The sequence below is a fragment of the Seonamhaeicola sp. ML3 genome (assembly GCF_023273855.1).
GTDB lineage: Bacteria > Bacteroidota > Bacteroidia > Flavobacteriales > Flavobacteriaceae > Seonamhaeicola.
In genome coordinates this window covers 165,655-187,777 of the sequence record NZ_CP096884.1, presented here as the reverse complement: position 1 = coordinate 187,777, position 22,123 = coordinate 165,655, and the positions used below count along the sequence as shown (strand labels likewise).

Annotated in this window: 21 protein-coding genes; 16 read left to right on the top strand and 5 right to left on the bottom strand. The window is 34.5% G+C overall.

What is annotated here, in order from left to right; all coding sequences use genetic code 11:
• Window positions 1-73: 73 nt before the first annotated feature.
• Window positions 74-757, bottom strand: coding sequence for a cell division ATP-binding protein FtsE (locus M0214_RS00855; protein ID WP_248723587.1), 684 nt, complete (start codon window positions 755-757; stop codon window positions 74-76).
• Between the two features lie 226 nt (window positions 758-983).
• Between M0214_RS00855 and M0214_RS00850 the strand changes: the two genes are divergently transcribed.
• Together M0214_RS00850 and M0214_RS00845 are read left to right on the top strand one after the other, a co-directional pair.
• Window positions 984-4,013, top strand: a complete 3,030-nt coding sequence (locus tag M0214_RS00850) for a tetratricopeptide repeat protein (RefSeq protein WP_248723586.1) — start codon at window positions 984-986, stop codon at window positions 4,011-4,013.
• A gap of 160 nt (window positions 4,014-4,173) precedes the next feature.
• Entirely contained in the window at window positions 4,174-5,904 is a 1,731-nt protein-coding gene (locus tag M0214_RS00845; RefSeq protein ID WP_248723585.1) for a TonB-dependent receptor, read from the top strand.
• A 1,000-nt stretch (window positions 5,905-6,904) separates the two neighbouring features.
• Here M0214_RS00845 and M0214_RS00840 read toward each other — a convergent pair.
• Window positions 6,905-7,603: a bifunctional 2-polyprenyl-6-hydroxyphenol methylase/3-demethylubiquinol 3-O-methyltransferase UbiG gene (locus tag M0214_RS00840; protein ID WP_248723584.1), complete on the bottom strand. Its 699-nt coding sequence runs from the start codon at window positions 7,601-7,603 to the stop codon at window positions 6,905-6,907.
• A 126-nt stretch (window positions 7,604-7,729) separates the two neighbouring features.
• Between M0214_RS00840 and M0214_RS00835 the strand changes: the two genes are divergently transcribed.
• The 4 genes from M0214_RS00835 (at window position 7,730) to M0214_RS00820 (ending at window position 10,418) form a co-directional block, all read left to right on the top strand.
• Window positions 7,730-8,221 carry a YkgJ family cysteine cluster protein gene (locus M0214_RS00835; protein ID WP_248723583.1) on the top strand — a complete coding sequence of 164 codons (492 nt, stop codon included), beginning with the start codon at window positions 7,730-7,732 and terminating at the stop codon, window positions 8,219-8,221.
• 66 nt (window positions 8,222-8,287) lie between these two features.
• Complete coding sequence (locus M0214_RS00830; protein ID WP_248723582.1) at window positions 8,288-9,124, top strand: sterol desaturase family protein; 837 nt, start codon at window positions 8,288-8,290, stop codon at window positions 9,122-9,124.
• A 7-nt stretch (window positions 9,125-9,131) separates the two neighbouring features.
• Window positions 9,132-9,569, top strand: a complete 438-nt coding sequence (locus M0214_RS00825; RefSeq protein WP_248723581.1) for a hypothetical protein — start codon at window positions 9,132-9,134, stop codon at window positions 9,567-9,569.
• A 24-nt stretch (window positions 9,570-9,593) separates the two neighbouring features.
• A complete protein-coding gene (locus M0214_RS00820; RefSeq protein WP_248723580.1) occupies window positions 9,594-10,418 on the top strand; it encodes a glycerophosphodiester phosphodiesterase family protein in 825 nt (274 codons plus the stop codon).
• Window positions 10,419-10,449: 31 nt separating this feature from the next.
• On the opposite strand, the gene M0214_RS00815 is transcribed toward M0214_RS00820, so the two are convergent.
• On the bottom strand, window positions 10,450-11,700 hold the full coding sequence (locus M0214_RS00815) for an exo-beta-N-acetylmuramidase NamZ domain-containing protein (RefSeq protein ID WP_248723579.1): 1,251 nt from the start codon (window positions 11,698-11,700) through the stop codon (window positions 10,450-10,452).
• 20 nt (window positions 11,701-11,720) lie between these two features.
• Here M0214_RS00815 and M0214_RS00810 point away from each other — a divergent pair, with 20 nt between their 5' ends.
• Window positions 11,721-12,974 (top strand): ABC transporter permease, encoded by a 1,254-nt coding sequence (locus tag M0214_RS00810; RefSeq protein ID WP_248723578.1) that lies wholly within the window; start codon window positions 11,721-11,723, stop codon window positions 12,972-12,974.
• Window positions 12,975-13,031: 57 nt separating this feature from the next.
• Here M0214_RS00810 and M0214_RS00805 read toward each other — a convergent pair whose 3' ends face one another.
• Window positions 13,032-13,562, bottom strand: coding sequence for a CIA30 family protein (locus tag M0214_RS00805; RefSeq protein WP_248723577.1), 531 nt, complete (start codon window positions 13,560-13,562; stop codon window positions 13,032-13,034).
• Window positions 13,563-13,572: 10 nt separating this feature from the next.
• On the bottom strand, window positions 13,573-13,968 hold the full coding sequence (locus tag M0214_RS00800) for a DUF2721 domain-containing protein (RefSeq protein ID WP_248724982.1): 396 nt from the start codon (window positions 13,966-13,968) through the stop codon (window positions 13,573-13,575).
• Window positions 13,969-14,021: 53 nt separating this feature from the next.
• Between M0214_RS00800 and M0214_RS00795 the strand changes: the two genes are divergently transcribed.
• The 9 genes from M0214_RS00795 to hpf all read left to right on the top strand — a co-directional run bounded on the left by M0214_RS00795 (window position 14,022) and on the right by hpf (window position 22,009).
• Window positions 14,022-15,293: a DUF2851 family protein gene (locus M0214_RS00795; protein ID WP_248723576.1), complete on the top strand. Its 1,272-nt coding sequence runs from the start codon at window positions 14,022-14,024 to the stop codon at window positions 15,291-15,293.
• Between the two features lie 36 nt (window positions 15,294-15,329).
• The gene (locus M0214_RS00790) at window positions 15,330-15,554 is read left to right on the top strand and encodes a PspC domain-containing protein (RefSeq protein WP_248723575.1); all 225 of its coding nucleotides are present in this window, start codon (window positions 15,330-15,332) and stop codon (window positions 15,552-15,554) included.
• A gap of 6 nt (window positions 15,555-15,560) precedes the next feature.
• Window positions 15,561-16,595: a TrkA family potassium uptake protein gene (locus M0214_RS00785; RefSeq protein ID WP_305879788.1), complete on the top strand. Its 1,035-nt coding sequence runs from the start codon at window positions 15,561-15,563 to the stop codon at window positions 16,593-16,595.
• A gap of 95 nt (window positions 16,596-16,690) precedes the next feature.
• Window positions 16,691-18,280, top strand: coding sequence for a sodium:alanine symporter family protein (locus tag M0214_RS00780; protein WP_248723573.1), 1,590 nt, complete (start codon window positions 16,691-16,693; stop codon window positions 18,278-18,280).
• Window positions 18,281-18,297: 17 nt separating this feature from the next.
• Window positions 18,298-19,167 carry a helix-hairpin-helix domain-containing protein gene (locus M0214_RS00775; RefSeq protein WP_248723572.1) on the top strand — a complete coding sequence of 290 codons (870 nt, stop codon included), beginning with the start codon at window positions 18,298-18,300 and terminating at the stop codon, window positions 19,165-19,167.
• 14 nt (window positions 19,168-19,181) lie between these two features.
• Entirely contained in the window at window positions 19,182-20,348 is a 1,167-nt protein-coding gene (locus tag M0214_RS00770; RefSeq protein ID WP_248723571.1) for an acyl-CoA dehydrogenase family protein, read from the top strand.
• Between the two features lie 100 nt (window positions 20,349-20,448).
• On the top strand, window positions 20,449-20,643 hold the full coding sequence (rpsU, locus tag M0214_RS00765; RefSeq protein ID WP_248723570.1) for a 30S ribosomal protein S21: 195 nt from the start codon (window positions 20,449-20,451) through the stop codon (window positions 20,641-20,643).
• 134 nt (window positions 20,644-20,777) lie between these two features.
• Complete coding sequence (locus M0214_RS00760) at window positions 20,778-21,668, top strand: tyrosine-type recombinase/integrase (RefSeq protein WP_248723569.1); 891 nt, start codon at window positions 20,778-20,780, stop codon at window positions 21,666-21,668.
• Between the two features lie 38 nt (window positions 21,669-21,706).
• Window positions 21,707-22,009, top strand: a complete 303-nt coding sequence (hpf, locus tag M0214_RS00755; protein ID WP_248723568.1) for a ribosome hibernation-promoting factor, HPF/YfiA family — start codon at window positions 21,707-21,709, stop codon at window positions 22,007-22,009.
• Window positions 22,010-22,123 lie beyond the last annotated feature (114 nt).

Genomic DNA, 22,123 nt, shown 5'->3' with positions numbered 1-22,123 from the left:
TTTCGTTTTTAAAAAGGAATTTATGAGGAATTATAAATTTGAGATATTTTTTTAAGGTAGCATACATAATGAACTAACCTTTCTTCTGCACAACTTCATAAACCTGATTGTCATCGCACTTTAAGGTTTTGCTCGGATATTTTAATAAAAGTGCATAATCGTGAGTTGCCATTAAAATAGTGTTGCCATTTTTATTTAAATCTTGAAGAACTTTCATGACTTCTACACTTGTTTGAGGGTCTAAATTTCCTGTAGGTTCATCGGCAAGAATGAGCTCAGGGTTATTTAACAAAGCTCTTGCTATAGCTATACGTTGTTGCTCACCACCTGAGAGCTCATGAGGGAATTTAAAACCTTTAGTTTTCATATCCACTTTTTCAAGAACTTCTGCGACACGCGTATTCATTTTATCCCTGTCTTTCCAGCCCGTAGCTTTTAGTACAAAAAGCAGGTTGTCGTTAACCGTTCTATCTGTTAGTAATTTGAAGTCTTGAAAAACGACCCCAAGTTTTCGCCTTAAAAAAGGAATGTCTTTTTCCTTTAATTGTTTCAAGTTATAATCAACGATATGGCCTTCGCCTTCTTTTAGGGGCAAGTCACCATAAAGTGTTTTCATAAAACTACTTTTTCCTGTTCCCGTTTTTCCTATTAAATACACAAATTCGCCTTTGTTTATTTCAACATTGACATTAGAAAGCACTAAGCTATCTCCTTGATAAATAGAAGCGTCTTTCAATTGTAAAATAGGATTTGACATATAATTAAAAAGTGGTTTATAGTTTGGTAAATGTATTGTTAAAAAAATCAAAACCCAAACTCCAAATCTCAAAAATATGTTTTGGAGGTTTCAACTACTTAAAAAGACACTTTTATCTTAGGTCTTTTTCACATTTAATAACTCGGTTTATAATTATGGCACGATTATTTCGTTATAGGGTTTGTATTAATTTATCTTTGATTCCAAATTAAAAAACGAATAGTCAATGACTAAAAAAAGTATCGTTTCACTTCTAGTAGCTATCTGTTTTGGTCTTCCTCTTTTAGCACAGCAATCAGCAGCTTACACCAATAATATGGTTGATTATCAAAAGGCTTTGTCGCTTTATAATAACCAGCAATATTTAGCAGCTCAATCGTTGTTTGGGAATGTTCAAAAAACTGCAGAGGTCCCCATTTTACAATCTGACTGTGCCTATTATATAGCCAATTGTGCAGTTAGGCTGAATCAGCAAAATGCTGACCAGTTAGTAGAAGATTTTGTTAAAGAATACCCCACTAGCACCAAGCGAAATACGGCTTTTGTTGACGTAGCCGATTATTATTTCGAGAACTCAAAATATGCTCATGCTCGAAAGTGGTATAATAAAGTAGATGAAAATGCCTTGGCTAGAAAGGAGAAAGAAAAATTCAATTTCAATAATGGTTATTCGGCTTTTTCTACCAAGCAGTACAGAGATGCCAAGAAATATTTATCGAGAGTTGAAAGTTCACAGGAATATGGTTCTCAAGCTAAATATTACATTGGTTTTATGGCCTATGAAGGTGACGATTACGATAAGGCAAACGAATACTTTGACCAAGTAAGTAACCAGGAACGCTACAAAGAGAAACTATCTTATTATCAAGCCGATTTAAATTTCAAACTTGGGAATTTTGAGAAAGCCATAGCGTTAGCCAAAGAGCGATTGCCGGAAAGTAATGAAGAAGAAATTTCGGAACTGTCTAAAATTATTGGCGAGAGTTATTTCAATCTAGAAGAATACGCGGCTGCAATTCCATATCTAACAGCCTATAAAGGCAAAAAAGGTAAACGTGATAGAACAGCAAAGTGGAATAATACCGATTTCTACCAATTGGGCTATGCGCATTACAAACAAAAGGATTATGAAAAAGCGATTTCAGAATTCAATAAAATAATAGGAGGCAATAATGGTATTGCCCAAAATGCTTACTATCATTTAGGAGAAAGCTATATCAATTTAGGCAAAAAACAAGAAGCCTTGAATGCCTTTAGATATGCTTCTCAAATGGATTACGATTTAAAAATACAGGAGGATGCTTGGTTAAATTACGCCAAGATTAGTTATGAAATAGGAAATCCTTACCAATCGGCGCCACAAGTATTGGCAGGTTATTTAGAAAAATATCCGGATACTCAATATAAAGAAGAAATCGAAACACTATTGATAGACTCTTACATAACTTCTAAAAATTATAAGGAAGCTCTGAAATTATTAGAAGGTAAAAAGAGTTTTGAAAACAAAGTGGCTTATCAAAAAGTGGCTTTTTACAGAGGTATAGAGTTGTACAATGACAACCAATATTTGGAAGCAGAATCGATGTTCGATGAATCTCTAAAAGAACCACGAGATGATAAATTTACTTCGAGAGCCACATTTTGGAAAGCTGAAGCCGATTATAACTTAACCAATTACGATGATGCATTGGTTGGGTTTAAGGAATTTCAATTAGCAGGGGCTAACACTCCAGAAATGGAGAATCTAGACTATAATTTGGCATATACTTATTTTAAGTTGAAGAACTATGCCAAAGCGACTGAACATTTTAATCAGTTTATTTCTAACAAAAAGGATGACAAAGTCAGATTGAATGATGCTTACTTGCGTTTGGGCGACGCACACTTTGTAAGCAGTAACTACAGTTTAGCCATAAAAGCCTATAGCAATGCTATAAAAGTGGGTGAAATAGATTCAGATTATCCCGCATTCCAAAAGGCTATTAGTGTTGGTTATTTGGGACAATCATCAAAAAAGATTAAGGAGCTGGAAGAGTTTATTTCAGATTATCCAAAATCTAAACTTCGTGATGATGCCATGTACGAATTGGGTAATGCTTATGTAAAGGCCAATGAAACGAATAAAGCCATGAAGGTTTACGACCGTTTAAGTTCAGAATATAAAATGAGCAGCTTTGTACCTAAGGCTTTATTAAGGCAAGGTTTGGTGTATTACAACGGTAATGAAAACGAAAGAGCCCTAACCAAATTCAAAAAAGTTGCGGGAAATTATCCGGGTACTCCAGAAGCAGTTCAGGCCGTCTCTACTGCTAAATTGATTTATATCGATTTAGGTCGTGTTGATGATTATGCCAATTGGGTGAGGACCTTGGATTATGTTGAAGTTACAGATTCTGAGTTAGATAATGCCTCTTATACGGCTGCAGAAAAGCAATATTTAGATGGCAATACAGATAGAGCCATTAAGCAGTTTAACAACTATGTGAATGAGTTTCCTAACGGATTACATATTCTTCAATCGCATTTTTATTTAGGACAATTATACTACAAGAAAGGTTTGGTTGCTAATGCCGCTCCGCACTATAAGTACATTGTTGAAACATCTCAAAATGAATATTCCGAAGAAGCACTGTCTCGTTTATCGCAATATTATTTGGAAGAAAAAGTTTGGAAACAAGCCATTCCGTTGTTACAACGTTTAGAGGAGGAGGCAAATTTTCCACAAAATGTAGTTTTTGCACAATCTAATTTGATGAAAGCAAACTATCAGTTAGAAAATTATGCTGAAGCTGTTTCATATGCCGAAAAAGTTTTGAATAGTTCAAAAATTGATAATAAAATTAAGAGCGATGCCTATATAATTATAGCGCGTTCGGCAATTAAAACGGGTGATGAAGACAAAGCAAAATCGGCTTATGCACAAGTAGAAAAAGTAGCTTCTGGAGAAACTGCAGCCGAAGCGCTTTATTACAACGCTTATTTCAAAAACAAAGAGGGTAAGCACGAAGACTCTAATAAATCGGTTCAGAAGCTGGCCAAAGACTATTCAGGATATAAGTACTACAGTGCCAAAGGTTTGTTAATTATGGCCAAGAACTTTTATGCTTTAAATGACGCCTTTCAAGCTACTTATATTTTGGAAAGTGTCATTGAAAATTTTGCTGAGTTTGAAGATGTGGTAGATGAAGCCAAAGAAGCATTAAGCAAAATAAAAGCAGAAGAAGCGAAAACCAATTCATCCATTCAACCTGAATAATTAGTATGCAGTCGCAGTTTTCAGTAAGCAGTTACAAGCAATCACATGCAGTAAGCAGTTTTTGGTCAACAGTAAGCAGTATAAACTTTGAAACTTTGCGTCATAGCGCCTTTGCGAGAAAAATAGTCAATTATCAATCGTCAATAGAAAATTAAAAAATATGCGCAAGCAGATAAAACATATATTAAGCATCATTACTATTTTAAGTGTCACCTTTATTTCTGCTCAGAAAAGGGACAAAGACACCATTAACACAGGTGTTATCGATGTAGTGAAACCTTATACGCCATCCATTTCAGATGCCTTTAAAGTGAAAGAAATTCCGAGTTTAGAAGATGAAACTACAGCGCATAAAAAGGACGTGAAGTATAATATATTTTCGTTTCCAGTAGCTTCAACATTCACTCCTGCCAAAGGTAAAGCGGCCGTGGTTGAGAAACGAAAACCAACAAAACTGTTTGACAATTATGCTACCATTGGCGTTGGGACTTATACCACTATTTTAGGCGAAGTTTATTTAAATCATGCCATTAGCAGAAACGAAAGTATTGGTGGTTACGTAAGTCATAATTCGTCGCAAGGTGGTATCGATGGGGTGTCTTTTGATGATGATTTTTCAATCTCGAAGGTGAATGTCAATTATTCAACCAGGTTACGGGATTTATCATGGAACGTTGAAGCCGGTTTTAAGCACCAAATGTATAATTGGTATGGTGTTGCGCCCTCTTTTGTTGATACAGCCATGAATGATGCTATTGATGAGGAACACGCCTTTTACGATGCCTATTTTGGAGGTGATATAACTTTTGAAGATACTTATATTAACTCCGGGAATTTCTTTTTTAGACGTTTTGGGGACAACCAAGGTTCTGGAGAAAATAGGTTTTTGGTTAGTACAAAAATTGACATTCCGATAGATAGAGAAGAGATTTCAACCTCTTTTAAATTCGATTATTTGAAAGGCACGTTCGATAGAAGTTATGAACTCAATGAAGAACTGAATTATGGAAATTTTATAGTAAGCGCTGCTCCCACCTATGAAATGAAACAAGACGATTTAACCGTAAACGTGGGTGTTACTGCAGCTTATTTAAGAGATTCAGAATCTAAGGAAAGCAAGTTTTATATCTATCCGAATGTAACGGCAACCTACAGATTGGTTAATGATGTCCTGATTGCCTACGGTGGTATTGAAGGCGGACTCATCCAAAACTCGTATTTCGATTTTGCATCGGAAAATCCTTTTGTGTCACCAACGTTATTGGTGATGCCAACAGACCAACAATACAACGCTTATATTGGTTTAAAAGGGAAGCTATCCAGTAATATGAGCTATAATATTAACGGACTCTATAAAGCCGATAGAAATAAAGCCCTGTTTAAGAATAATGACATTACTTTAATGACCGATCAGGCCTATTCTTATGGGAATTCATTTGGGATAGCCTACGATAATGTCGATACATTTGGAGTAGCTGGAGAAATTAACGTCGATGTAAACCGAAACTTTAAGCTAGGCGTTAAAGCCGAATACTTTAGTTATTCTACCGATAATGAAGCCGAAGCTTGGAACTTGCCAGATTTTATAGGGGCGTTATTTATGGATTACCAAATTGATGAACACTGGTTTACGGGAGCCAATTTATTTTATGTGGGGGAAAGAAAGGATCAATTCTTTTTAAATGATGGTATTACAGTAGCGTCTCCGTTTACGGTGGTATTGGATAGTTATTTTGATGCCAATGCGCATTTAGGATATCATGTTAATGAAAAGATTTCGGTGTTTGCCAAAGCGAATAACATAGCGAATAACACTTACCAACGCTGGCAAAATTTCCCGGTACAAAGTATCCAGTTTTTAGCTGGAGCTACTTTTAAGTTTGATTTTTAATACACCTTTTTTGTTATTCCCACCCATGAAGGCGGGAACCTCTCTTCCCGAACTGTCAGACTGAGCGCAGTCGAAGTCTCGTTTCAGGGTCTCATTTTTATTTGGGCGTTCCCCTATCGGGTCAGGCTTTCGGCAGTCGCTCTCTCCTGCGTCGAGGAGCTTCAACAAATGCCTCAATCCTTAACGCACTTATTTGCTAGCAATACTATTATTAGAAAGTTATTTGTTTTTTTAGAGGTTCGTTTAACGGTTTGTGTAAGGATAGTTGCGTGGTTAAGCAACTAACTTAGCAAAAAAGGAACGAACCAGAGGAAAATCTGCAGGATTTTCCGAGTAGGCAAGAACCAAGCAATTATTTTTACACTTTGTTACCATACGTTTTTTATACTACTGTTGTTTTGTTTTTATTCTTGAAAATCAAAATACTCAATATTGTTCCGATTATAAAACCTAAGAATAAGTAAAGTCCAAAATTCAGACTATTCAAACTCATAGTGCTAAAATTGAGTTCTGTTTTAATTTCACTTCCATTATAAAAATCAGATATATTTTGAAATCTGTTTTTTAACTGAAATGTTCTGAATAACCATAGTGAAACTCCACAAATAACGATTATTCCAAACGAAATTAAACCTTTATTCAAAAAGTTAATTTTCGTAATTTTTTTTATAATCAGATAGAATAGTGGAATAATTCCGATTGATAATGCGAATAAAATATGAGAGTAAAATTGTCCGCTAGCGGTTCTGTTTCCAATAATTATAGTTTCGTTGGTTATTTGAGAATGCGAAAAGTCAAAAAACAAATCTCGAATTATAAATCCGATAATGGAAAATATTATAATTAGACCTAAATATTTCAATGTGTTCGTCATTTTTCAAATGTATGGTAACTTGTGGATATGCGACGTTTCAATGTCTTATATTCAATGCTAAACGAAGGTAGTAGAAAAATATTACAAAGTCAAATTAGGTATTCGGAAGAAATGTATTATTAGGCCTTATTTATGTAACCTAGCCAAATAATCAAAATGCTCACCTTCCGTAATCAATTCGCATTTCAGTCCCACCGTTTCACAGGCTAATTTTAAAGTGTTAAAATCTAAATAGAGCCATGTCATGGGCACTTCCTTTTCACCTTTATAGGTAATAAAATAGTCTATTTCGCCGTAGTATTCGGCGTTGGTGTCCATCCAAATTCCGCCATCGTCATCTTCGTACATGTATTGAATATCAGAAGAATCGATTAAAATCTGTCCGTTTGGTTTCAACAGGCTTTTCAAGTGTTTTAAATACTTAGCAACCAGATTTAATTTTTGGAAGATGCCGGTACCATTCATTAGTAAAAGAATAGTGTCATAAGTTTCGGTTTCATCTAGAATATTTAAAACCTCGGCATTTTTAATGCCTCTAAGCTTAGCCACTTCAATAGCGCCCTTAGATATATCAATAGCTTTTACATTTAAGCCTTTTTTCTGTAAATACAAACTATGGCTTCCAGAGCCACAACCAACATCAAGAACTTCTCCTTTGGCAAGTTGCAAGGCCTTTTGTTCCAATTTTGGCATCTCTAAAAAACTTCTAAATAAATAGGGAAGTGGTAAAACATCATCATTAGAAATACTTGTTGAGGTTATGATGTCTTCGGTGTAAGCTCCGTTTTGATACTCTAATAATGCTTTGCCAAAAATGTCTCGCATATTGTTTTTGTCATTCCCGCGAAGGCGGGAATCTAAATTGGTCACGTTGGGCGCAGTCGAAACATCTTAATAATTATTAAGATTCTTCACTTCGTTCAGAATGACAGGTTTGTTTATTTTTGCGCTATGCAAGACATAATAGATAATCTTCCAAAGCAGGCCAAAGATAAACATAACGAGAACAAAAAGTTCTTTCAGAAGCTCAAAAAGAAGCCACCAAAAAATCTAGATTATATCATGCAGGAATTGCATGATGATGAATTTGAACGAACCGATTGTTTAGCATGTGCTAATTGTTGTAAAACTACTGGGCCATTGTTTACAGATAAAGATATTGAGCGTATCTCAAAATTTTTCAGATTAAAACCGCAACAATTCATTGCACAATATTTAAGAATTGATGAAGAAAACGATTATGTGTTACAAAGTGTGCCTTGTACCTTTTTAGGCGCCGATAATTACTGTTCGATCTATGAGGTTAGACCCAAGGCTTGCCGAGAATTTCCGCATACCGACAGGAAAAAGTTTCAGCAAATCTCCAATCTTACCTTAAAAAATGTGGCTATTTGTCCGGCGGCTTTCAATATAGTAGAGGCCATGAAGCAGCAAATCAAGTAGTTGTAAAACAGTTATGCGTGCATAATTTATTGAAGTGTTGTATATTTAGAACAAACTAAATGTATTATGCAGGAGATTTTAAACTATTTCGAAGATATTCCATCGCTTCATAGGGGCATTATTATAGTTGGTGGCTTAACGCTTTTCTGGTTAATAGAAGGGATGTTGCCCTTATTTGGCAAGCCTTATAAAAAATGGAAGCATGCCGTACCCAATATTTTCTTTACCATAACAACTATTTTAATAAATATGCCCTTGGCTTTTCTGTTTCTAAAATCGTCTAATTGGGTCGTGGAAAATAATTTTGGGATTTTGAATTGGTTGCCCGAAATGCCTTTGTGGCTTTATGCGGTAATTGGTATATTTTTAATTGATTTTATTGGAGCTTATCTACCGCATTTTATTGAGCATAAAGTAAAACCCCTTTGGATGGTCCATTTGGTACATCATACAGATCATCATGTAGATACAACTACTGCCAATCGCCACCATCCTCTAGAAAGTTTGGTGCGCTATGTGTTTACCTTGGCAGGTATTTTTATTATTGGTACGCCAATAGCGCTGGTAATGCTTTATCAAACACTTTCTGTTGTAGCAACACAATTTAATCATGCGAATATAAAATTGCCCAAACGTGTTGACAAGGCCATTAGTTATGTTTTGGTATCTCCAGATATGCACAAAGTGCATCATCATTACAGGTTACCTTACACTGATTCTAATTATGGTAATATTTTTTCGGTTTGGGACCGGCTCTTGGGCACGTATATGGAATTGGATAGAGACAAATTGATATATGGTGTCGATGTATTTCCAGATGAGCGTAGGAATGCCCATATTGGTGCGTTATTAAAACAACCTTTTCAGAAATATGAAAAACCTACGATTACTCCAGATAGCTGATTGAAGCATGAAAAAACTTATTTTAAAAGTTGTATTGCCACTTACAATTATTTCATTCTTTGTATTTACAAAGTTTTGGTATGCAGAGGTAGTAGATGCACCTAATACAGTTCTGTACGGTTTTCCGTTAGCATTTATAAGCGAAGGTTGGCATACATCCATGTCATTGCAAATATTCGTATTAGAGTTCTTGGTTGACTTTAGCTTGTATTTTATTTTTTGGCTTTTAGTAATACTGGGTATAAATAGGTTTATAACAATTAAGCCATCAAAAACTTTAGCCTTGGTATTAATTCCTATTAGTGTGATGTTTTCAATAATTGTGATTCTTATCGCAGTTGCTCCAGAACACATGTATATATTAAAAAGAGACTTTGATATTGAAGTTAAAAGCTCTGGGTTTAGTTTCATGTACAGTAGTCCGTTAAGAATATCATTTGATTAGAAATAAGGAAAAAGTACTTTAGTTATGAATTATAGTTCATTAAAAACTATAGATATTCAAGGCCATCGAGGTTGTCGAGGGCTTATGCCAGAGAATACTATACAGGCTTTTGATAAAGCTATTGATTTAGGTGTGCATACTTTGGAGCTAGATGTTGTGGTTTCAAAAGATAGTGTTGTGGTAGTATCCCATGAACCATTTATAAGTAGAAAATATTGTTTTGATTTAACTGGAAATGACATATCAAAGGGTTTAGATAAGGCATTCAATTTGTATCAAATGACATTTGATAGTATCAAGCAGTTTGATTGTGGGAGTAAAGTCTACCCTAAGTTTCCAGAACAGAAAAAACTAAGGACTTATAAACCATCCTTAGATGAAGTTATTAAGGTGACTAAAGGAAAAAATCCTAAAATAAAATTCAATATAGAGTTGAAGGCTCGACCAGCATATGATACTATTTATACACCTATTCCGAAAGAGTTTGTTCAATTGGTTTTAGAGGTTGTAAATAAAAATGACGCTTTTTATGAAACTAATTTACAATGTTTTGATTTGAGAATTTTAGAAGAAATAAAAAATCAATCTCCCCATATGGTTGTGGCTTTATTAGTTGACGAAAACGAAAACATTAAGGATAAGCTGGTAAAAATGTCTTATGCTCCAGAGATTATAAGCCCTTATTTTAAATTATTAGATGCCAAAACCGTGAGAAGTCTTCAAGCTAAAAATTTTAAAGTAATTCCTTGGACTGTAAATAAAAATGAGAATCTACAGCGAATGATAGATTTTGGAGTTGATGGTATCATTACCGATTATCCAGATAGGTTAATTAAACTCATAAGGTAATGCTTGTCATTCCTGCGAAGGCAGGAATCTATTAATCATAGAGTAAATATTTTGCTCTAGTCTTTTTAAAAGCTTCTAAATCCTCTTGCCAAGTAGCCTTGATGTCAGCCTCGCTCAAACCAGATTCAATTTGCTTTTGGAGTTGATTTGTGCCTGCGTGTTTAGTAAAATTATCAGTATTAAAGAACTTTGATTTATCTGTTGAGTTTTGATAAGCCTTGATAATCCATTTCAAGGTCATTTTGCCATCAATTTCTTCGCTTCTTAAATCTTCTCCGTAGCATAACACGTTTTGATGTTTGGGGTATTTAGCTCCAAAATTAGCGACGGGCGTGTAAGTAAAACTCATATTTTTCTTGTCTAAAAATGGTGCTCCATAGCGTTGGAATTGATGTTCAGTACCTCTTCCGGCATTAATGTTGGTGCCTTCAAAAAGACCTAAACTGGGGTATAGCTTTATGGATTGGTCATTTGGAAGATTTGGGGAAGGGCGTATCGGTAAACTATAAGGCGTATTATGATTATAGTTTTTTACTGGAATTATGCTAATGTTGCATTGTAAACCGTTAGCTAACCATTTTTCTCCATTAATCATTTGAGCATATTCGCCAATGGTCATACCATGAACCAAAGGAATTGGGTGCATTCCCAAAAAACTTTGGTTTTCAATGTTTAAAGTTGGCCCGTCAACATAATGTCCGTTGGGGTTTGGTCTATCAAAAATGAGGACAGGTACATTAACTTCAGCACAGGCTTCCATAACGTTGTGAAGCGTTGAAATATAGGTGTAAAACCGAACGCCAACATCTTGAATATCGAAAATAACAACATCTAAATCCTGAAGTTGTTCTTGCGTGGGTTTTCTATTTTTTCCATGAAGGGACACAATGGGCAAATTTGTTTTGGTATCGAAGCCATCTTCAACATGCTCACCAGCATCTGCTTTTCCTCTAAAGCCGTGTTCTGGGGCAAATACTTTTTTAATAGCAATGTTTAATGTAAGTAAGGAGTCAACCATATGGGTATATCTGTCATTACGAGGAGCATTGAGCGACGTGGTAATCTCTTCTTTAAATATTACACTGGTTTGATTCGCCACAATCCCAACGCGTTTTCCTTCTAACATTGGCAAATACATTTCAGTTTGATTAGCACCAACTACAATGTCTTTATCACCCTGAACTTGTTTCAGGGTCTCATCAATTTTTTCATTCTCTTTTTTCACTTTAGAAGCACAAGAAATAAGTACAATAACAAATAATAAAACAGTATTTTTGAACATAGATAAACCGCTTATAAAAATTGAATTACGAGTATTTTATAGCTAAACGCATTATTAGTAGTAAGTCGTATAAAAGTAGTGTTTCGGCTCCAATTATAAAAATTGGTATCGCGGCTATTGCTATAGGTATGGTAGTGATGATGATCGCTATTGCAACTGGTATTGGTTTGCAACAAAAAATACGAGATAAAGTGGTCGCATTTAATGGACATGTACTTATTACGAATTACGATAGTAACAATTCTGAAGAAAGTATAACTCCAATTTCAATAAATCAGGAATTTTATCCGGAATTTAAAACGGTAGATGGTATTGCGCATATACAAGCTGTAGCTTCGAAATATGGTGTGATTATGACCGATACCGATTTTGAAGCTGCTTACCTCAAAGGGGTTGGGATGGATTATGACTGGAAATATTTCAATGAATTTTTAGTTGAAGGAAGATTGCCCGATTATTCCAAAAAATGGAGTGAAGACGTTTTAATTTCCAAATATTTGGCAAATAGGTTAGAACTGCAGTTGGATGACACATTTCAAATGTTATTTTCTAAAGACGACCCAGAAAAAATACCCAGCCGACTTAAGTGTAAAGTCGTGGGGATTTATGAATCTGGTTTTCAGGATTTAGATGCTCAGTTTATCATAGGGAATATGCGTCATATTCAGCGCATCAATAAATGGAAAAAAGATGAAGAAGGCCATTTTACGGAGGTGGGAAATTTTGAGGTGTTTATAGAGGACTATGATAAACTAGAACAAAAGGGTTATGAAATTTATGATAATACACCATCGGTATTAAACACCAAGACCATCACAAACAAGTATAGTTCTATATTTGAATGGATTAAAATATTTGATACCAATATTTATGGAATTATTGGTATTATGATTTTAGTGGCTGGAATTAATATGATAACGGCGCTGCTCGTTCTAATCCTAGAACGTACCCAAATGATAGGCATTTTAAAAGCACTAGGAAGTAATAATTGGAGCATAAGAAAACTGTTTATATACAACGCTTCCTACCTAATCATTTTAGGTTTGGTTTGGGGAAATATTTTAGGGCTAGGGCTTCTATTTGCTCAAAAGTATTTTAAACTTTTTCCGTTAGACCCAAGTGTGTATTATGTTACCGAGGCTCCAGTTTATATTAGTGCTGGTTATATAATAGCTTTAAACATTGGTACATTGGTATTGTGTTTATTGATGCTTTTGGTGCCGTCCTATATCATCACGAAGATTTCTCCTGTTAAAGCAATTAGGTTTGATTAATTCTATTGCGGTTAGGAGCTGTTCATAAACTCTTATAAGTTGAGTTCTTTAGAAAACTTACTTTAAAACAATCGAATCGATTTCTAATTTAAAACGTTCTTCTTTTTTGTTACCAATTAAAAATGCAACCATTTCAAGTTGTTGCCCCGGATAGTTTGCTTTATCTAGTTTGCGCCCCCGAAATGAAGGATACATGGTATTGAAAGGTATTTCGATGGTCTCCCACGCTCCAGAGGTTTCAAAAGAGATTACGTATGAATAACTATCATCAATGCTGGATTTAACCCGAAACTGATACGTTTTTCCATCGCCTTTCAGATAAATCGATACCTTGGAGAAACTAGAAATGTTTTTCGTTTCAAATGCATACTGTACCATAGAAAACCCACCGTTATTCTCAAGCGATATATTACCAGAAAAGATTCCCTTGCCGGCATCGGTTATATAAAAAGTTCCATTAGATTGGCCTCCCATAACCACATCATCAACAATACGCCAGTTGCTGTTATTACTATTTTTATTAGAATCGAATATTGTCATTTGATTTTGAAATATCATTAAGCTGATTAAAAGTATCGATACTTTCATTTTTTTAAAATTAGTTTCCCTCTATATCACTAATATGAAGCTCCAGTGCCTTTACAGAAATTTGTATTTCTAAAATCAAAAAAGCCAATGAGGCAATTAATAGTAGAAGTGCTAAGCCAAATACCCAAATAGCAAAAACTTGCTGTTCTATATATATTAAAAACATGGTAAGTACACATAGCAATAAACTCGAAATACCTAGTATTTGCATAGTACGAGTTAGATACAGTCTTCGTTTTATATTCTGTATTTGTGCCATAAGAATACCGTCTTTGTTTTTAAGATATTTACCATGCAAACTCCTAATGGTCGCTGCATAAGCAAGAAACCTATTGGTGTAGGCTAGCATAATAAGCGAAATTGCAGAGAATAGTAAAGCCGGTGTGGTAAGTGTTAAAGATTCCATAACTAAGTTTATAATGTATTTCAAAGTTATGTAACTTTTTCTATTTTAGGCGCATGCAAGAAGAATTCTTACATTACATCTGGAAGTATAAAAAATTTCGGCTTAACAATTTAAAGACTACTCAAAATGAGCTTGTAGATATTCAGTCTGTTGGGCATCACAATCAAGATTCTGGACCCGATTTTTTTAATGCAAAAATTGTTATTGGAGAACAATTGTGGGCGGGAAATGTAGAGGTGCATGTTAAGTCATCAGACTGGTTTCTGCACAATCATGAAACAGATGCGTCCTACGATAATGTTATTCTACATGTGGTTTGGGAAGATGATTCTGAAATTTACAGAAGCGATAATTCGGTTATTCCAGCATTAGAGTTGAAGCAATTGATAGAGAGGGATATTATAGTCAACTACGAAAAGTTGTATTCCAATCATAATAAATGGATTAATTGTGAAGCTAGTTTTGACCAGGTAGACGATTTCGTTATTGATAATTGGTTAGAGCGATTGTATTTTGAGAGGTTAGAGCAGAAATCTGAAACCATAAACCAATTACTAAAAGAATCTAGAAACGATTGGGAGGCAGTTCTGTTTAAAATGTTGGCCAAAAATTTTGGGTTAAAGGTTAATGGTGAAGCATTTTTAAGTTTAGCCAAGTCGGTTGACTTTTCTGTTATTAGGAAAACACAATCTAATTTAACAAGCTTGGAAGCATTGCTGTTTGGTCAGGCAGGATTATTGGAATCAGACTTAGAAACCTCATATTTCAAGACTTTACAAAGTGAATACAAGTTTCTTGGTCAAAAGTTTGGTTTGAATAATAATCATGTTTTGCCTGTGAAATTTTTCAGGCTACGTCCTTTAAATTTTCCAACTATCAGGCTTTCTCAATTGGCCTGTTTATACCATGAACATCAAAACCTCTTCTCAAAAATTATAGAAACCAATAATAGAGATGGTTTTTATAAACTGTTTAGAGTTTCGACTTCAGATTTTTGGAAGAATCATTATACATTTCAAAAGGAATCTAAAGCCTCTGCTAAGACGTTAACTAAATCTTTCATAGACTTACTTTTAATCAATACCATGTTGCCGATTAAGTTCTGTTATTCAAAGCAGTTAGGACATGATTCTCAGGATGAGGTATTGAAAATAGCCAGTAAAATAGCTTCAGAAAAGAACAGTATAATTACATCGTTTAATAATTTAAAGCAAGTTTCTAGGTCTGCAATGGATTCTCAAGCGCTTATTCAACTTAAATCGGCATATTGTGATAAAAATAGATGCATACAATGTGCCATTGGTAGTACAATTTTAAGCCAATAAACTTTTAAACTTGTTAAGTAAAGATTAACTTGCGGGATGAACATATATAAACCACTATATTTTTTTCAAAAACATGGTTACTATGTCTGCCAACGCATAGCAGACAGGTTTGGCATAAGGGCTAAGGTTGTTCGAACTAGCTTCATGTACTTAACTTTTGTAACCGTTGGATTTGGGTTTGCTTTGTATTTGTTTTTGGCATTTTGGATGCGTATCAAGGATTTAATTTATACAAAGCGGTCGTCTGTTTTTGATTTGTAATTTTTTATGAGTAACCCTTTAGTTAGACTTTTTCGGTCAAAAATCTACACAGCTGTAATGTTGTTAGGAGTACTTATGCTTATTGGTGTTGTTGGGTTTATGTTTATTTCAGAATATAGTCTAGTCGACGCACTATACATGACCGTTATCACCATGACAACAGTGGGTTTTGGTGAGGTTCAACCACTAGATGATCAATCAAAAATATTTACTATATTTTTAATACTAGCCAGTGTAGTTATAGTTGGTTATGCGATTTCCATAATTACAGAGTACATATTAAGTAAGAACGATGTCGAAGAATTAAAACATAAAAAGATGCAAAAACAGATTGACGGTTTTAAAGACCACGTCGTAATATGTGGTTACGGAAGAAACGGAAAACAAGCCGTACGAAAGCTTCAAGCACACAACAAGGCTTTTGTTGTTATAGAGAAAGATAAAGAAGTAGAAGAGCGCTTGAGGTTAGATGAGGTGCCTTACGTCATTGGAAATGCTAACGAAGATGAAACATTGCTTTTAGCCGGTGTAGACAGAGCTTCTAATTTTATTTCGGCCTTACCTAACGATGCCGATAATTTGTTTGTAGTATTATCTACAAGACAACTCAATAAAAATATCAATATAATAAGTAGGGCGTCTCAAGAATCGTCTTACAATAAGCTTAAATTTGCTGGTGCCGATAATGTTATCTTGCCCGATATGATAGGAGGCGACCATATGGCCTCGTTAGTTGTGGTTCCAGGCCTTATGGAATTTATAGATAATTTGGCCATTGTTGGGGAGTCTAACATAAATATAGAGGAAGTTGCAGTAGAAAAATTATATAGTTCACAAAAAGCCAAAACTATTAAGGATCTGGACCTAAGAAAAAGAACGGGTTGTACCATTATTGGTTACAAGGATTCCAAAGGTGAATATACTGTAAATCCGGAACCAGAAATTTTACTTGAGACCAATTCAAAAATTATAGTTTTAGGTAGACCAGAGCAAATAGAGGAACTAAATTCGGCTTTCGATATTGAAATTGAAAATGTTTAAAACCTAACATCAATTTTAACGAGTCGATTATTTTTAGCATCTTGCTTATCCAATACATTGTTTTTCTCAAATAATTAATAAATACAACATATATTATGAAGAAGTATCTTCTTTTATTTTTTACCCTCACATTTTCAATTTTAACATTTGCCCAAGAAACCGCTGAAAAAGGTTTAGATGAAAAGGTTAATGAATGGTTTGCGCCAATTTCAGAAGCTTGGAGTGGGTTTATATTTACTTCCATAAATCTTACTGAGGGTGTCTCTATGCCCATTGTAATAATTTGGTTGTTGGCCGCAGGTTTGATATTCACCCTAGTTTTTAAGTTTGCGAATATTAGATTATTTCCTGTGTCTATAAATATTGTTAGGGGAAAGTATGATGACATTGACCATCATGAGTCTATGAGTATGAAAGGTGATCCCACCCCTGGAGGCGATATTTTAGAAACTATTGCAGTAGAAAATCATGAAGGCGAAGTGTCTCATTTTCAAGCTTTAACCGCAGCGCTATCTGGAACCGTAGGTTTAGGAAATATTGCAGGTGTTGCTATTGCTATTTCATTAGGAGGGCCAGGAGCCACGTTTTGGATGATTGTAGCCGGGTTATTGGGTATGTCTTCAAAATTTGTAGAGTGTACATTAGGCGTAAAATATAGAGATATTGGTGATGACGGAACAGTATATGGAGGACCAATGTATTATTTGAAAAAAGGACTAACAGATGTTGGTAAAAGTGGTTTAGGTAAAGTGTTGGCTGTAATTTTCGCAATTATGTGTATTGGAGGTTCATTTGGTGGCGGCAATATGTTTCAGGCCAATCAGGCAGCTCAGCAGTTTAATAACATGATAGGGGCCGACTCTACTTCTGCGGGAGTCATCTTCGGAATCATCATGGCCGTACTTGTAGCAATCGTTATAATTGGAGGTATTAAGCGTATAGGTAGTATTACAGAAAAAGTTGTGCCGTTTATGGTTGGGATATACTTTTTGGCGGCCATAGTCATAATATTCATGCATATAAACCAAATAGGTTCTGCATTTGGCCAAATTCTTGATGGTGCGTTTAACGCAAAAGGAATTACAGGTGGTATGCTTGGCGTTTTAATAATTGGTTTTCAAAGAGCAGCTTTCTCAAATGAAGCTGGTGTTGGGTCGGCAGCCATAGCACATTCTGCTGTAAAAACTAAATACCCTGCTTCTGAAGGTTTGGTGGCCCTATTGGAACCTTTTATAGATACAGTAGTTGTATGTACTATGACAGCTCTTGTAATTATCATAACCAATGGAGATGGAAGTATAATGGAGTATGGTGTTAAGGCTCCAGATGGTGTTTTAGCAACCTCTAAGGCTTTCGCATCTGTGTTGCCCTGGTTTCCTTACGTATTAACTATTGCTGTTGTATTGTTTGCTTTTTCCACAATGCTCTCTTGGTCTTATTATGGCTTACAGTCTTGGATGTTTTTATTTGGTAGATCCAAGGCTTCAGATTACACCTTTAAGATTCTATTTTGTTTCATGATAATAGTAGGCTCGGCTGCTAGCTTGGGAGCTGTAACAGATTTTTCGGATGCTATGATTTTTGCTATGGCGGTACCCAATGTAATAGGTTTATATTTCTTGTTTCCTAAAGTTAGGGATGAGGTTAAGCGTTATATAGGCGCTATAAAAGAAGCAAAATCCTAGAATTTAAATAAAGACATATGAAATCCCATTTTACGTTTACTAAACAGCAACGAAATGGGATTTTCTTATTATTAGTGCTAATAGTAGTACTTCAGTGTGCATATTTCTTTATCGACTTCTCTTCAAAAGAAATTGTTGTTGATGAGAAGGCAATCAATGCTTTTAGTAAAGAACTCGATTCACTCAAGGCTATCGAGATTGAGTCTAGAAAACCAAAAATATACCCTTTCAATCCAAACTTTATTTCAGATTATAAGGGAGCAAGTTTAGGTATGTCTAATGAAGAAATCGATAGACTTTTAAAATTTAGAAGTGAAGGGAAATGGATTAATTCTACTCAAGAATTTCAAGAGGTAACCAAAATTTCAGATTCTCTATTGGTGGCCATTTCAAAGTATTTCAAATTTCCTGAATGGGTAACGAACACAACATTAAATGCAAACAAAGATTTACCAAAACTTAAGGTCTCTAAAACGTATAAACAGAAGATAGACTTAAATAAGGCGACCTCTCAACAACTTCAAACTGTTAATGGTGTTGGAGAAGTACTTTCGAAACGAATTGTTAAATACCGAAATAAATTTGTTGGCGGTTTTATAGCTGATGTTCAGCTAAACTATATCTATGGACTAACTCCTGAGGTAGTAGAACGCATTACGAAAGAATTTACAGTAAAAACGCCAAGACCAATAACTAAGATTAAAATTAATTCAGCTTCTATTGATGAGCTTGTAACTGTTCAATACATAGATTATGATATTGCCTATAATATTATTGAAGAGCGTACATTGAGAGAGGGCTATAAAAACATTGAAGAATTAACAAAAGTAAAAGACTTCCCAGTAAATAAATTAGAGATAATTGGATTATATTTGTTGTTTGATTAAAATTTTGCTTTGATATGACGAAAATGTACTTCACAGAAGAACATAATCTCTTTAGGGACAGCCTTCGAAATTTTTTAAAAAAAGAAGTTGTTCCACATGTAGATGAGTGGGAAGAAACAGGAACAATAGACCCCTCTATTTGGAAAAAGTTTGGTGATATGGGGTTCTTCGGCATCCATTATCCTGAAGCCTATGGGGGCACAGACTTAGATATTTTCTACACAGTAATATTGCAAGAAGAGCTTCAGAGAGTTAATTCTGGAGGTTTTGCTGCTTCCGTTTGGGCGCATGTATATCTATCAATGACTCATCTTAATGCTGAAGGAACTGAAGAGATAAAACAAAAATATCTTGTTCCCAGTATTTCTGGAGACAAACTTGGTTGCTTGTGTATTTCAGAACCTTCAGGAGGCAGTGATGTAGCAGGAATGAGAACTACGGCTGTTAGAGAAGGTGATCATTACATCATAAATGGATCTAAAACATTTATTACAAATGGGGTTTACAGCGACTATTTAGTGGTTACAGCTAAAACAAGTCCCGAACTAGGTAATAAAGGCATTAGTATTTTTGTTATAGATAGGGACACGCCAGGCATATCTGCTACGAAACTAAATAAATTGGGTTGGAGAGCATCTGATACTGCTGAGCTAGCTTTTGATTGTGTGAAAGTACCAGTTTCTAATTTGCTTGGAAAAGAAAATCTTGGTTTCTCTTACATCATGCAGCATTTCGCCATTGAGAGATTGGTTATGGGAGTTAATGCTCATGCTAGAGCAGAATATGCGTTAGAGTATACCTTGCAATATATGTCTGAAAGAACAGCCTTTGGCAAAGAATTAAATAAATTTCAGGCACTAAGACACAGATATGTGGATATGTATGCCGATATGGAATTATGCAAAGCCTATAACTATGCTGTAGCTTCCAGATTAGATAGGGGAGAATATGTGGTTAAAGAAGCTTCTATTTCTAAGTTGAAGTCCACTAAAATGGCAGATTATGTAATTAACGAATGTTTACAATTTCTGGGGGGCTATGGTTATATGGAAGATTATCCGCTTGCAAGAATGTTAAGAGATAGTAGATTGGGGCCAATTGGTGGCGGGACATCAGAAATTCTCAAAGAGATTTTATCTAAGATGGTAATCGATAAAAAAGAATATAAACAAGCTACATAAACTATTTTGTTGTTAAAAATTGTGAGTTATAAATTAGTTTATATATTTGCACCCGCTTAAAGAAACAAGCGAAATTCTAAAAGAGAGGAGGTTAAGAACTATGTTAATTATACCAATAAAAGAAGGAGAAAATATAGATAGAGCGCTAAAGCGTTATAAGAGAAAGTTTGATAGAACTGGTACAAAGAGAGCATTACAGACTCGTAAGCAGTTTACAAAGCCTTCTGTAGCACGTAGAGCTCAAATTCAAAAGGCTCAGTACATTCAAAAATTAAGAGACGCAGAAAACATTTAATTTTTTGCCAATCACAGATATTAAATCCCGCTTTTAGCGGGATTTTTTGTTTTGTAAACTTCTTATTGGTGATTTATTTGAAAAACGTCTTCATTCAAAATAAACTTTTAACTTTAGACTTTCAACTTTAAAGTATGTCCATTAAATCATTTGCAGACTATTTGTCACTGGAAAAAAAGTATTCTGTACTAACTGTAAATGCTTACAAAAAGGACATAGAAAGTTTTTTGGAATTTCTTATGTCTCAGCATGATACCAATAATTTAGATAAAGTCAATTATTCTCAAATTAGAAGTTGGATTGTGCAGATGGTGGATAACGGACTTGCAAATAGAAGCATAAACAGAAAAGTTTCTTCATTAAATTCTTATTATAAATTTCTTTTAAGAATTGGTAATATTCAAATCAATCCTTTGTCTAAGCATAAAGCCTTGAAAACAAGAAAAAAGGTACAGGTACCGTTTTCTGAAACTGAAATAGTAGATGTGTTGGACAGTTTTTATGATGATAAGGATTTTGAGAGTATAAGGGATAAATTAGTGATAGAGTTATTTTATTCTACGGGGATAAGAAGAATAGAGCTTGTGAATTTAAAACTATCAAACATTGATTTAACCAACAAGACACTTAAGGTTCTGAGTAAAAGAAATAAAGAACGGATTGTGCCGCTTATAAAACCAGTTCAGGATACCTTACGAAACTATCTAAATTTAAGAACTGAACTTGATGAAATTCATCATCATGACGCTCTTTTTTTAACTAAAAAGGGATCTAAAATTTACGAAACACTTGTTTACCGAATAATAAATAACTATTTTAGTAAGGCATCTTCAAAAGTAAAAAAGAGTCCACACATTTTAAGGCACTCTTTTGCTACACATATACTAAACCAAGGTGCCGATATAAATGCTGTAAAAGAACTTCTTGGACATTCCAGTTTGGCTGCCACACAGATATATACCCACAATAGCATAGCCGAATTAAAAAAAGTGCACATAAATGCACACCCAAGAAGTAAGAAGTAACAGCAATAATTTACTGTCTAACCAAAAAAAGTAAAATTATGAAGGTAAACATGCAATCAGTTAATTTTAGCGCAGACAAAAAACTACTTGATTTCATTCAGAAAAGAATGGACAAGCTAGATACGTTTTATGATAAAGTAATAAAATCTGATGTTTTTTTGAAGGTAGAGAATACCAGTGATAAAGAGAATAAAATTTTTGAAGCCAGAGTAAGTGTTCCCGGAGATAGTTTTGTAGTCAAAAAGCAATGTAAATCTTTTGAGGAGGGTGCTGATATGGCAGCGTCTTCACTTGAAAGACAATTAAAAAAGCGAAAAGAAAAACTAAGAGCTCATTTATAGCATAGCCCCAGTGGATTTCTTAAATGCTACTATCTTATTTAAAGTGAAAAAATAACAGAATTTTAAATGTTATTTAATCCATAAAATTTTTAAAAAAATGTTTTGAATAATGAA

Excerpts from the sequence above, each read along its gene's own strand:
- M0214_RS00855 (WP_248723587.1), bottom strand. The coding sequence starts at position 757 with ATGTCAAATCCTATTTTACAATTGAAAGACGCTTCTATTTATCAAGGA.
- M0214_RS00850 (WP_248723586.1), top strand. The coding sequence starts at position 984 with ATGACTAAAAAAAGTATCGTTTCACTTCTAGTAGCTATCTGTTTTGGT.
- M0214_RS00845 (WP_248723585.1), top strand. The coding sequence starts at position 4,174 with ATGCGCAAGCAGATAAAACATATATTAAGCATCATTACTATTTTAAGT.
- M0214_RS00840 (WP_248723584.1), bottom strand. The coding sequence starts at position 7,603 with ATGCGAGACATTTTTGGCAAAGCATTATTAGAGTATCAAAACGGAGCT.
- M0214_RS00835 (WP_248723583.1), top strand. The coding sequence starts at position 7,730 with ATGCAAGACATAATAGATAATCTTCCAAAGCAGGCCAAAGATAAACAT.
- M0214_RS00830 (WP_248723582.1), top strand. The coding sequence starts at position 8,288 with ATGCAGGAGATTTTAAACTATTTCGAAGATATTCCATCGCTTCATAGG.
- M0214_RS00825 (WP_248723581.1), top strand. The coding sequence starts at position 9,132 with ATGAAAAAACTTATTTTAAAAGTTGTATTGCCACTTACAATTATTTCA.
- M0214_RS00820 (WP_248723580.1), top strand. The coding sequence starts at position 9,594 with ATGAATTATAGTTCATTAAAAACTATAGATATTCAAGGCCATCGAGGT.
- M0214_RS00815 (WP_248723579.1), bottom strand. The coding sequence starts at position 11,700 with ATGTTCAAAAATACTGTTTTATTATTTGTTATTGTACTTATTTCTTGT.
- M0214_RS00805 (WP_248723577.1), bottom strand. The coding sequence starts at position 13,562 with ATGAAAGTATCGATACTTTTAATCAGCTTAATGATATTTCAAAATCAA.
- M0214_RS00800 (WP_248724982.1), bottom strand. The coding sequence starts at position 13,968 with ATGGAATCTTTAACACTTACCACACCGGCTTTACTATTCTCTGCAATT.
- M0214_RS00795 (WP_248723576.1), top strand. The coding sequence starts at position 14,022 with ATGCAAGAAGAATTCTTACATTACATCTGGAAGTATAAAAAATTTCGG.
- M0214_RS00790 (WP_248723575.1), top strand. The coding sequence starts at position 15,330 with ATGAACATATATAAACCACTATATTTTTTTCAAAAACATGGTTACTAT.
- M0214_RS00785 (WP_305879788.1), top strand. The coding sequence starts at position 15,561 with ATGAGTAACCCTTTAGTTAGACTTTTTCGGTCAAAAATCTACACAGCT.
- M0214_RS00780 (WP_248723573.1), top strand. The coding sequence starts at position 16,691 with ATGAAGAAGTATCTTCTTTTATTTTTTACCCTCACATTTTCAATTTTA.
- M0214_RS00775 (WP_248723572.1), top strand. The coding sequence starts at position 18,298 with ATGAAATCCCATTTTACGTTTACTAAACAGCAACGAAATGGGATTTTC.
- M0214_RS00770 (WP_248723571.1), top strand. The coding sequence starts at position 19,182 with ATGACGAAAATGTACTTCACAGAAGAACATAATCTCTTTAGGGACAGC.
- rpsU (WP_248723570.1), top strand. The coding sequence starts at position 20,449 with ATGTTAATTATACCAATAAAAGAAGGAGAAAATATAGATAGAGCGCTA.
- M0214_RS00760 (WP_248723569.1), top strand. The coding sequence starts at position 20,778 with ATGTCCATTAAATCATTTGCAGACTATTTGTCACTGGAAAAAAAGTAT.
- hpf (WP_248723568.1), top strand. The coding sequence starts at position 21,707 with ATGAAGGTAAACATGCAATCAGTTAATTTTAGCGCAGACAAAAAACTA.